General features: G+C 45.8%; 10 protein-coding genes and 1 pseudogene. 10 read left to right on the top strand and 1 reads right to left on the bottom strand.

The window, feature by feature from the left end; genetic code table 11:
* Positions 1 to 211 precede the first annotated feature (211 nt).
* The 5 genes from VJY99_RS18455 (at position 212) to fucA (ending at position 5681) form a co-directional block, all read left to right on the top strand.
* On the top strand, positions 212 to 1711 hold the full coding sequence (locus VJY99_RS18455; protein ID WP_324121076.1) for a sugar ABC transporter ATP-binding protein: 1500 nt from the start codon (positions 212 to 214) through the stop codon (positions 1709 to 1711).
* Between the two features lie 3 nt (positions 1712 to 1714).
* The gene (locus tag VJY99_RS18450) at positions 1715 to 2698 is read left to right on the top strand and encodes an ABC transporter permease (RefSeq protein WP_324121074.1); all 984 of its coding nucleotides are present in this window, start codon (positions 1715 to 1717) and stop codon (positions 2696 to 2698) included.
* A 74-nt stretch (positions 2699 to 2772) separates the two neighbouring features.
* A complete protein-coding gene (locus VJY99_RS18445; RefSeq protein WP_324121072.1) occupies positions 2773 to 3723 on the top strand; it encodes an ABC transporter substrate-binding protein in 951 nt (316 codons plus the stop codon).
* Positions 3724 to 3890: 167 nt separating this feature from the next.
* Positions 3891 to 4889 (top strand): LacI family DNA-binding transcriptional regulator, encoded by a 999-nt coding sequence (locus VJY99_RS18440; RefSeq protein ID WP_324121070.1) that lies wholly within the window; start codon positions 3891 to 3893, stop codon positions 4887 to 4889.
* Positions 4890 to 5033: 144 nt separating this feature from the next.
* A complete protein-coding gene (fucA, locus tag VJY99_RS18435; RefSeq protein ID WP_324121068.1) occupies positions 5034 to 5681 on the top strand; it encodes an L-fuculose-phosphate aldolase in 648 nt (215 codons plus the stop codon).
* Between the two features lie 158 nt (positions 5682 to 5839).
* Here the strand turns inward: fucA and VJY99_RS18430 are convergent.
* Positions 5840 to 5968: pseudogene (locus VJY99_RS18430) on the bottom strand (IS3 family transposase); the annotation flags it as partial.
* A gap of 178 nt (positions 5969 to 6146) precedes the next feature.
* Between VJY99_RS18430 and VJY99_RS18425 the strand changes: the two are divergent.
* From VJY99_RS18425 to VJY99_RS18405, 5 genes are all read left to right on the top strand, one after another.
* A complete protein-coding gene (locus VJY99_RS18425; RefSeq protein ID WP_324121066.1) occupies positions 6147 to 7127 on the top strand; it encodes a TIM barrel protein in 981 nt (326 codons plus the stop codon).
* 98 nt (positions 7128 to 7225) lie between these two features.
* Complete coding sequence (locus tag VJY99_RS18420; RefSeq protein ID WP_324121064.1) at positions 7226 to 8269, top strand: substrate-binding domain-containing protein; 1044 nt, start codon at positions 7226 to 7228, stop codon at positions 8267 to 8269.
* 33 nt (positions 8270 to 8302) lie between these two features.
* Positions 8303 to 9796: a sugar ABC transporter ATP-binding protein gene (locus VJY99_RS18415; RefSeq protein WP_324121062.1), complete on the top strand. Its 1494-nt coding sequence runs from the start codon at positions 8303 to 8305 to the stop codon at positions 9794 to 9796.
* Positions 9797 to 9861: 65 nt separating this feature from the next.
* Positions 9862 to 10833: an ABC transporter permease gene (locus VJY99_RS18410; protein WP_324121060.1), complete on the top strand. Its 972-nt coding sequence runs from the start codon at positions 9862 to 9864 to the stop codon at positions 10831 to 10833.
* Entirely contained in the window at positions 10833 to 11690 is an 858-nt protein-coding gene (locus tag VJY99_RS18405) for a MurR/RpiR family transcriptional regulator (protein ID WP_324121059.1), read from the top strand. The genes VJY99_RS18410 and VJY99_RS18405 overlap by 1 nt, the downstream gene beginning before the upstream one ends.
* The last annotated feature ends 1 nt before the right edge of the window (position 11691 follow it).

The following is an 11691-nucleotide window of genomic DNA, read 5'->3' as shown; positions in this document are numbered from 1 at the left end:
GTATCACAATTTCAAATCAAATAATTGGCTATTTCTGGCGACTAAAATAGCCTTTAGAAGGTAATCGCTAACTCGAGTTAGCAAAATTGATGTGCTCTTGTTTACTACTGTGTACTGATTAAGTATTCGCATTAACGGTGATGATGGCGCCTTAAAAATTTTCTTCGCCTGATTCACTGTCTGCAGTTTCTGATTATTGAGGAAAGCAGCAATGTCCGAAACATTTTTACAGATGAGCCATATTACAAAACGATTTCCTGGTGTATTAGCGTTGAGTAATGTGAGTTTTACTTTACGCAGAGGCGAAGTTCATGCGCTATTAGGTGAGAATGGGGCGGGGAAATCTACCCTGATGAAAATTTTATCAGGCGTTTATCAGCCCGATGAAGGGGATATTATTTTCGAGGATAAACCTGTCTCGTTTGCAAGCCCACTGAGTGCACAAGAGGCCGGAATTACGATTATTCACCAAGAGTTTAATCTTTTCCCTGAATTAACGGTTGAAGATAATATCTTTATCGGAAGAGAGTTTTGCAAAAAAAATCGTTGGCGGTTGGATGAAAAACAACAGCGGCAGGCTGCTACTGATATTTTGCAAAAATTAAACCTGAATATCTCACCGGACACCCTGGTATCCGATCTTACTGTAGCACAACAGCAAATGGTGGAAATTGCGAAAGCCATTTCAGTCAATGCTAAAATTCTTATTATGGATGAGCCGACAGCTGCGTTGACGGAAACAGAAATAGAGAGCTTGTTTAAGGTGACTCGCTTGCTTAAAGAGCAGGGGACCGGCGTTGTTTATATTTCGCATCGCCTGGAAGAACTGGCGTTGATTGCCGATCGTGCCACCGTCATGCGTGACGGGCAATTTATTGACACCGTTGACTATGATTCAGTAAAAATCAGCGACCTGATTGCTATGATGGTTGGACGTGACCTGGGTAACATTTATCCTCGCCGTCAAGCATCTACCCACCAGGAACCCGTACTGGAAGTCAGTGGCTTGACGCGAAAGGGAGTGCTGCATGACATTGAATTTACTCTCTGTCGTGGGGAAATTTTAGGTTTTGCTGGCTTGATGGGGGCCGGGCGTACCGAGCTGGCGCGGGCTATTTTCGGTGCTGACCCCATCGATGCCGGAAGTATTAAGCTTAACGGTAAAGAAACGGTGATAAAAGATATTCCTGATGCCATAAGACAAGGAATAAGCTATTTAACCGAGGACAGAAAAAAAGAAGGTCTGGCATTAGGTTTGTCAGTTGAACGCAATATCATGTTGGGGAATTACCCTGAATACTCCGATCGCTACGGTATTGTAGACACCAAACGCTGCCAGAAAACGAGTCAGGAACAGGTCAATGCTCTGCGAATTAAAACGCCGCATCTTGAACAAGCTGCATTGAACTTAAGTGGTGGCAATCAGCAGAAAATAATTATTGCCAGATGGGTATGCAAAGATACCGATATTCTTATTTTTGACGAACCCACTCGAGGTATTGATGTTGGCGCGAAACTGGAAATCTATGAATTAATGAATCGCCTGGTGGCAAAAGGGAAATCGATTATTATGATTTCCTCTGAATTACCAGAAGTGCTGGGTATGTGCGACCGCATTTTAGTGATGCGTAATGGCCGTATTACCGGGGAATTAACTTCTGATGATGCCACACAAGAAAAAATCATGCAGTACGCGACGTTAGAGGATTAAATCATGACTATCTCTGTAACCTCTTCAGACAGTAATAATAAGAAAATTAAAATCAATAAAGAACTTTTGATGCGTCTTGCGCCTCTCTTTAGTCTGATTATTTTAGTGATATTTTTCAGCTTCAGCTCGCCATTTTTCTTTAATACAGAAAACATCATGACGATTGCCCTGCAAACGTCGGTGATCGGTATTATGGCCATTGGCGTCACGTTTGTGATTATTACGGCAGGGATTGATCTTTCTCTGGGCTCGGTGGTGGCTTTTTCCGGTGTAGCGGTGGGAATATGCGCAAGCTTTGGGATGCCGCTCCCCATTTGTATTTTGGCAGGCGTGCTGGCCGGAGGCTTGTGCGGTTATGCAAATGCGTTGCTGGTGACCAAGGCGACGATCCCCCCTTTTATCGCGACTCTGGGTCTGATGATGTCCGTCAGGGGGATCAATATGGTCATGACAGACGGGCGCGCGATGTACTTTGCTGATTACCCCTCATTCAAATTGCTGGCACAGGGACGATTATTTGATGTGCTGCCTTATCCCGTCTTTTACCTCGTTATTGTGGCGCTCATTGCGGGTTACATTCTGAAGAAAACAGTTATTGGCCGTTATGTTTACGCCGTGGGCAGTAATGAAATGGCGGCACACCTCTCGGGCATCAAAGTTCAGCGCGTCAAAATTTTCGTCTATGCCTTCTGCGGCCTGCTGACCGGTATTGCAGGCGTCATTCTTGCTTCACGGTTGAATTCTGGCCAGCCGACAGTGGGTGTGGGCTATGAACTCGAAGCTATCGCCGCGGTTGTGATTGGCGGCACAAGCCTGATGGGAGGGATTGGCACGATAGGCGGAACCATCATTGGCGCATTCATCATGAGTGTACTGAAAAATGGTCTGAATCTAATGGGTGTTTCCCAGTTCTGGCAGATGGTGGCAATGGGGGTAGTTGTGGTGGCGGCAGTCTATCTCGATACGTTACGCAAAAAGATTCGTTGATTTACGCACCCGGAAGTCACGGGAAAGCAAAGACCCTGATAGTAAGGGTGACTTACTCAAAACGGAGTTCAACAATGAAAACCAAGCATTTTGTCTGTGCGTTATCCCTGCTGGCTTGCATAACATCCAGCGCGTTTGCTAAAGATTTGAATCTTCCGGTGGTCAGTAAAGGTTTCCAACACGAATTCTGGCAAACCGTGAAAATGGGGACGGAAGCCGCGGCGAAAGAGTTGGGTGATAAAACCAGCTATGTTGGCCCTGCGGATGAAACCCAGATTGCAGAGCAGATTCAGTTGGTTGAAAACGCCATGGCACAAAAACCCAATGGACTGCTGCTTGCGGCTTTAGACACCAATGCACTTGCACCACTCGTGGAAACAGCGAATTCGCGCGGAATCAAAGTCGTGACATTTGATTCTGGAGTTAATTCCGATATCCCGGTCAGTTTTGTTGCAACGAATAACCGCAAAGCGGGAGCGGATGCGGCGGATGCACTTGCAGCGCAGGTCAACAATAAAGGGAAATTGGGCATTATTGCGCACGTGGCTGGCACCTCTTCGGCTATTGAACGTTCGGAAGGATTTTCAGCCCGTATGAAGGAAAAATACCCAGATATCAATCTGCTGCCTGTTCAGTACAGTGATGGAGATCCGCAAAAAGCGATGGATAAAACCATTGATATGCTCCAGGCGAACCCCGATCTGGCAGGCATTTACGCCACCAACGAAGGAGCGACCCTCGGTGTGGCGAACGCGATTGATAGCCAAAACATGAAGGGTAAAGTCAAAGTGATTGGTTTTGACAGTACCGAAGCTATTATCAATTTCTTGAATGCCGGGGTAATACAGGGTTTTGTCGTACAGGATGCTTACCAGATTGGTTATCAGGGTATCAAAACGCTGGATGCCGCACTGTCTGGTCAAACCGTAACGAAAAAAATCGACATTCCGGTGAAATTAGTGAATGCGCAGAACATAAACACACCGGAAATCGAGAAATTATTGCACCCATTTGGCAAGAAATAATACCGTTGGGGCGAGAGTCTCGCCCCCTCACGACATGACTTTATTGAACGTAAATACCAGGCTTATCTCACGCGCTGGAAACAGCAGCAGACACGTAACCAAGTGATGCAGTAAAATAAATGTTTATAATACTTTTATGATTGTGAATAGACGTCAGGATACGGACAATGGCTAAAACAGTAGAACAGATAGCCAGCGATCTGAACTTATCGGTTACGACCGTAAGGCTGGTGCTTAATGGAAAATCTGAACAATATCGAATCAGCGTCAAAACACAAACACGCATCAATGAATATATCGATCGATACGGGTATGTTATTAACCATTCCGCCCGGAGTCTGAAGCTAAACAAAACGGATACGTTAGGCCTGATCGTACCCAATATTTCCAACGTATTTTTTGCGACACTTGCTGAAAAACTAGAACAGCGCTGTCGTCGTTCTGGATATCAGTTAACGATTAGCTGTGCTTATGATGATGTTGATTACGAAAATAAATTAGTGAAAGCGTTAATTGCCCGAAATGTTGATGGTCTTTTTATCGTACCTACAACATTAGAGAACCAGCAGCATCATTTACGGCAGGTCAGAAAACCGATGGTGTTACTTGACCGCGATTTTAAGTATACAGATAACGCCTTGGTGGAAAGTCATAATATATCTGGCGGTGAAAAATTAACGCAAAATGTACTTGATGCAGGAAATCTTCCAGTATGGTTTTTGGTGGGCGATACAGGTTTGCCAAGTATTAGTGACCGTCTTACGGGCTATCTTAACACTCTGGAAAAGCAAGGGATCAGCCATCGTGAATGGGTGCGTGAAGGGCCAGTGAACACCCCCGAAGGGGGATATTTGATTATGGAAAAACTGATCAGTGAGCAGGGCTGCCCACAGGCATTTATCGCGTCGTCGTTACCTGTACTTGAAGGTGCTGTAAGAGCGATACGTGACTGTTTCGGCGAGGTTCCTCCGGAGATCAACATTGGCACATTTGATGAACACCCCATGCTGGGGTTTCTGTCCAATAATGTATGGTCAATGCAGCAAGATGAAAATGTCTGGGCGGAGAAAGCCTTCGATATGATGCTGAGTGCTATTGAGCATCAGCCAATAAAAGAGACAGTAAAAGTTGAAATGAAATTAATTAAGCGCGTAAGGAATAAATAATACGCTGCATAATGATAAATAAACCAATTTACTGAGTAAAATAAATGACTCAGTATCTTGTTATATCCTAAACTTGACCCGTTTTCATTTTTGGTTATGACTTTTCGCGATGAAGACGAGGAGAACTGTACCCGGAGAATAAAGATGGAAAGATCACGTTTATCTCGTGAAATTATAGAAACCTGTCTTGAAATGACGCGCCTTGGTTTAAATCAGGGAACGGCTGGCAATGTGAGTACCAGATATGAAAATGGAATGCTTATAACACCTAGCGGTATTCCGTACGAAAGACTCACGGAAAATATGATCGTGTATGTCGATAACGATGGTCAATATGAAGCGGGGAAATTGCCATCCAGCGAGTGGCGTTTTCACCTTGCGGCCTACCAGACACGACCTGACGCAAATGCTGTTGTGCATAACCATGCGATTCATTGCACTGCGGTTTCAATCCTTAACCGTCCTATTCCGGCAATTCACTACATGATTGCTGCCGCTGGTGGTAATTCTATTCCTTGCGCACCCTACGCTACGTTCGGTTCACAGGCGTTGTCAGAATTTGTCGCCGTAGCATTAAAACATCGTAAAGCCACTCTGCTACAACACCATGGGTTGATCGCCTGTGACGTGAATCTGGAAAAAGCGCTGTGGCTGGCACATGAAGTGGAAGTATTGGCACAACTTTACCTCAGTACGCTGGCCATTACTGACCCTGTGCCAGTGTTGGATGATGAAGAAATTGCCGTTGTACTAGAGAAATTTAAAACCTACGGATTACGAATTGAAGAGTGATTTCGCAAAGCGAAAAGGAGTCATAGTGGATATCATGATTAGTGGTTTAAAATTCAACATAACGCTTTATCAGGTCTGAGATAAAAGTGGGGAGCGTGGGACAGGGAGTTTAGGGAGGAAGGTTGGAGTGACCCTGTTCCAGTAGACATTTTCTGTCTTCACGGTGAGGCCTTTTCGAAGGCCTCAGGGCTGACGCCTCCGAGATGACTGTGGTGTCGGTTACGATTGTAAAACATTTCAATGTAATCGAAGATTTCCGCCCGGGCCATGTCCCGGGTTTTATATATATTTCCCTTTTCACCCACTGTTTCCCCTTCCCAAATTTCGTGAACCTTCTCGCAAATCTGATCACAAAACCATCGGTTAATATTGCGTCTTTTTTCGTCCAATGATAGTAATGCACTACTTCACAAAATTAAGTGAAGTAGGAAAGTACATTACAAATCAGTTTACAAAGGACATTCCATGTCAGAACTTAAATTTGCCACACGTCTGAACTCGTTTGCCTCAGGGGCTTATCTTTACTGGCCGGAACTGAAAGGTAAACCTTCAGTGCTGCAAATGATTGAACGCGCAGCTACGGTAAAAGGATTGACACACCTGGATCTGAACTACCCGCAGCACATGACTGATGATGTTAAAACCATGCGCCAGAAGATTGAGGAAGTTGGGTTGGCGGTGAATGGGATGCAAATGCGCTGGGATGCTCCTGAATTTAAAATCGGTGCATTTACAAACCCGGATCCTAAAATTCGCCGTCAGGCGATTGAATTAACAAAACGCGGAATTGATGCCGGACGAGAATTCGGTGCCAGTATCATGACGCTGTGGATGGGGCAGGATGGTTTCGATTACTGCTTCCAGGCCAACTACAAAAAAATGTGGGAAGACGCGGTTAGTGCTGTGCGTGAAGTCGCTGAATATGCGCCGGACATCGACGTCAGTATTGAATACAAACCCAATGAGCCACGTGCTTACAGCATTTTTCCGAACTCCACTACCTGCCTGCTGGCTGTAGAAGAGGCCGGATGCAAGAACTTAGGTATTACCCTGGATTTTGCACACGTACTGTTTGCTAATGAAGTCCCGGCGTTTGCCGCAGCGATGGTCGCACGCCGATCACGTCTACTGGGTCTGGATCTCAATGATGGGTGGGGAAAACGCGACGATGGTCTGATGGTCGGCTCAGTAAACCCACGCGCAACGCTTGAGTTCCTGCTGCAAATGAAACGCGATGGTTATAAAGGTGCGTATTACTTCGATACTTTCCCTGATGCCAGTGGCATGGATCCGGTACGTGAAGCGGAAACCAATATCGCAACCGTTACCCGTTTATTGAAACTGTGTGAAAAACTCGAAAATAACCCGGCACTGAACGAAGCCATTAGTAGGCAGGACGCCGTCGCTTCACAGCAAATCGTCAATGACGTGATGCTGGCACAATAAGTTTCTTCGCAAAATAAAAGCCAGTTGCAATAAAAAGTGAACCATCACCGTGCATGACACTGTGACACTCATAAAAGTAACCTCATAAAGGCCAGATAATGAAAAAAATCTTACTGTCTGTACTCACCACTACACTGTTTTGTACCAGCGTTTATGCAACTGAATTATCTCCGTTGCAGTCCGATACAGAATCTGATCGCACCGACTGGACGCAACTTTCTACTCAATATGGTCCGTTACCGGTTATCGACAAATCGCTGAAAATTGGCGGTGTGTCTAAAACACTCACCAACGAATACTGGCGCTCGCTGGGGCAGGGGTATAAAAACTTCGCCGATAAACACGGTTTCACCGTTGAATATCAGGCTGCTGCCAATGAAGACGACCAGCTTGGCCAGTTGTCTATTGCCGAAACTCTGATCTCCCAGGGCTTTAACGGTCTGTTAGTGTCTCCTCAAACCGACGCCAATATGCAGCCAGCGTATGAATCTGCCAAAAAGAAAGGCATCGCGGTGGTGAACGTGAATGATGCAGTCATGCCAAATGCGGAGCACTACGTCGGGAACGTGCAGAAAGACAATGGCGTGCGGGTAGCAAACTGGTTTATTAAAAAATACCCTGACGGTGGAAAAGTGGCAGTCATTGAAGGTCAACCAGGTGTTTATGCAGCAAGTCAGCGTACACGCGGTTTTAAAGAAACCATCACGGCGGGTGGTAAGTTCACCGTGGTTGCTAGCGTTCCTGCCAACTGGAGTCGCGAAAATGCCTACAACGCTGCTGCGACAATTTTACAGCAACATACTGACTTGATTGGATTATATGCCAATAATGATGGTATGGCACTGGGTGTGGTTGAAGCTGTCGCCGCCGCAGGAAAATCAAAACAGGTTGCTGTATTTGGCACCGATGGGATCTCTGATGCCTACGCTTCTATTAAACGCGGTGAACTGACTGGTACTGTGGACAGTTTCCCTGTTCTAACCGGTGAAGTGGCGATGGAAGTAGTTGTCCGTCTGATTAACGGTCAGAAAATCTCCCGCGTGGTATCGACTCCGCAAGCGTTAATCACTAAAGAGAATGCTGATGCGTTCTCGACCAAAGATAACGCCAAACTGCGCCAGCTTCTGGCACAGCAACAGTAAGTCTGGCTTCAGATAATGAGGCGAGGAGAGTTTATGGAACAGTATAGTTTGACGATGCGTGGCATCAGTAAAAGCTACAGCGGAGTGGCGGCGGTTCAGGGAGTCGATTTTTCAGTGAGGCCTGGTGAGGTACATGCGCTGATAGGTGAAAACGGTGCGGGTAAATCAACGTTGCTGAACATTTTATCGGGTGTCCGGGCTGCGGATTCAGGTGAAATTTTGGTGGAGGGGCAGGTGATTCATATGAAGAACCCACTTTCTGCACGCCATGCCGGTATCGCGATGATCCACCAGGAATTGCAGCATGTTCCTGAACTCTCTGTCGCCCAGAATATGTTTCTCGGTCGGCCATTAACCAAACTAAAAGGGTTATTCGTCGATAAAAAAGCCCAGTACAAACAGGCAGTGTCTATCTTGCGTCGCCTGGATCCTAGCATTGATCCTGATGAGCCTATTAAGAATCTGAAAGTCTCGCAGCAGCAGATTGTCGAAATCGCCCGTGCGTTGCTTGATGAGGCCAAAATTATTGCGATGGATGAACCGACGTCGAGTCTGACGCCGACTGAGTTCGACCGACTGGCCGAATTGATTTCAGACCTGAAATCAATGAATGTGTCGCTGATATACGTCTCCCACAAAATGAATGAGATTTTCAAAGTTTGCGATCGTGCCACCATTTTACGTGATGGCAAGCAGGTTGGTGTGGTGAATATCTGCGACGAAACCGAAGAAACCATTGTCACCAAAATGGTGGGGCGCAAAATTGAGAAAGTGCAGCATCATTCGCATGCCACCGATCGGGAAGTCCTGCGAATTGAAGATTTAGGACGTGACAAGGCTGTGTGTTCGGCAAGCTTTAGCGTCAAAGCAGGGGAAGTGTTGGGCATCGCTGGGTTAGTCGGCTCAGGGCGAACCGAGTTGCTCAAACTAATCGCTGGTATCGATGCCAAAACCAGCGGTAGCATTCAGGTTGATGGTGTGTTGGTGAAAAATCACAGCGTCAGTTCGGCTATCCGTGCCGGTATTGGTCTCGTGCCGGAGGATCGAAAAAAAGAAGGCATCATTAAAGAACGTGCAGTCAAAATGAATATGGCACTACCGTCGATGAGGCAATTTATTCGCTTCGGCCTGTTGAACAAAACTCATCTTAATCAGACGGCGCTGGAAGTCATGACTGACCTGCGGTTGCGTCCGTTGGATATCGAGAAAACGATAGGAACCTTAAGCGGCGGTAATCAGCAAAAAGTCATTATTGGTCGCTGGGTTGCGGCTGATAATAAAGTCTTTCTTTTTGATGAACCGACTCGAGGGATTGATATTGGGGCTAAATCAGAGATTTATAATCTAATAGAAAAACTGGCACAACAGGGAAAGGCTATTGTGGTGGTTTCCTCTGAAATGCCGGAAATTATTCGTATTTCAGACAGAGTCTTGGTCATGCGTGAAGGGAAAATCACCAGGGAGCTTAAAGGCGATGATATCAATGAAGAAAATATCGCGCGTTATGCCATCAATGATGTGAATTAAACATTCAGTATATAACGCTGAATGATAAAACGAGTCTGCAACCTACCGAAATTAAGGCCATTATTATGACTATTCAAAGTAATGTTCAGCCAAAGGTTTTTCCTTCGGCATTATTTAAGTTCAACGTACGCGATGCGGGTACGCTGATTGGCTTAATGATTATTGTGATCACCTTCTCTTTTCTTTCACCGGTATTTTTTACTGTACCTAACTTGCTCAATATATTACAGCAGTCCTCCATTAACGGAATTATCGCTTTGGGGATGACGCTGGTGATTATTTCCGGGGGGATTGATCTCTCCGTTGGGCCGACGGCGGCGCTTTCTGCGGTACTGGGTGCGACGCTGATGGTTTCTGGCGTACCTGTTCCTCTTGCGATTATGGCAACCTTGGGGATTGGTGCGTTGTGCGGTGTGTTCAGCGGAATGCTGGTTGCATATGCGGGTTTACAGCCATTCATTGTAACCCTTGGCGGCCTGTCGTTATTTCGTGCTCTGGCATTGATTTTCACTAACGGCAACCCGATTTTCGGTATCCCGATGGAGTTTCGTACCGTCATCAACAGCACAGTATTTGGGGTTCCTACACCGATTCTTATCGTCATCGCTATTGCCGCAATTCTCTGGGTAGTCATGAATAAAACCCCGCTGGGCGAGTATATTCTGGCGGTTGGTGGCAACGAAGAGGCTGCTCGTGTTGCTGGTGTGCCAGTAAAAAGAACCAAAGTGACAGTGTTTGTTATTTCCGGTGTATTAGCTTCTTTGGCCTCACTTATTTTGATTGGCCGTCTGGGTGCTGCGGAGCCGACAATAGGTAATTTATGGGAGCTCGACGCGATTGCCGCTGCTGCCATCGGAGGGGCTTCGTTGATGGGGGGCAAAGGCAGTATAGTGGGTACCCTTATTGGTGCAGTCATTCTGGGATCGTTACGTAATGGTCTGACACTTCTTAATATTCAGGCTTTTTATCAATTGCTAGCGACTGGCCTTATAATTATCATAGCGATGTTGATTGACAGAGCTACACGAGGCAAGTAATGAATCAGGATCCTCGAGCCATAGGTGCTCAAATTCGTATGAAATTGCCACATCTGACGCCACTTGAAAGAAAAGTTGTTGATGCAATTACGTCTAAAAGCGATTTTTCTGAACAGACTTCGTTAAAAGAAATTGCATTGGAAAATAATGTTTCTGAGGCAATGATCGTTAAGCTGACCAAAAAACTTAACTTTTCAGGATTTAGAGATTTCAGAAGTAGTTTGATGTATTACAACACTTCTGAAGTGGCAAATTTACATGCGGAAATTGAACCTGGGGACTCATCGGAGAAATTACTTGAAAAGGTATTTAGAACCTCGATTCAGGCCATAGAAGAAACATTATCTATTGTTGATGTTTCGGAGTTTAACCGTGCTGCTGACATTCTATTTAAATCCAGATACATCGATTTATATGCTGTCGGCGGTTCTGCTGCCGTCGCAAGAGACTTATCGCATAAGCTCCTTAAAATAGGGATCAAAACGTCAGTCTACGATGATGCTCATATTATGCTGATGTCAGCCGCGGTCTTATCGGACAATGATGCCGTGGTAGCAATTAGTCATTCTGGTACAACCCGTGCGGTGAATGACCCGATTAAACTGGCGGCACGCAATGGCGCCAAAGTGATTGCTATCACCAATTATGCCGAGTCGCCTATTGCGCGTAACGCGCATGTGGTTCTCAATTCAACCTCTCAGGGATCGCACTTGCTTGGGGAAAATGCCGCGTCACGTATCGCCCAGTTAAATATTCTGGATGCCTTATTCGTGGCGATTGCACAAAAGGATTTAAAAACGGCAGAAAAGAACCTGATGAAAACCCAGCAAGCGGTTCAGGACCTTAGGGAATACTAAA

The sequence above is a fragment of the Buttiauxella sp. genome, from assembly GCF_035271705.1.
Classification (GTDB): Bacteria; Pseudomonadota; Gammaproteobacteria; order Enterobacterales; family Enterobacteriaceae; genus Buttiauxella.
Note: the sequence above shows the minus strand (reverse complement) of the source record. Positions and strands in the feature narration are given on the sequence as shown.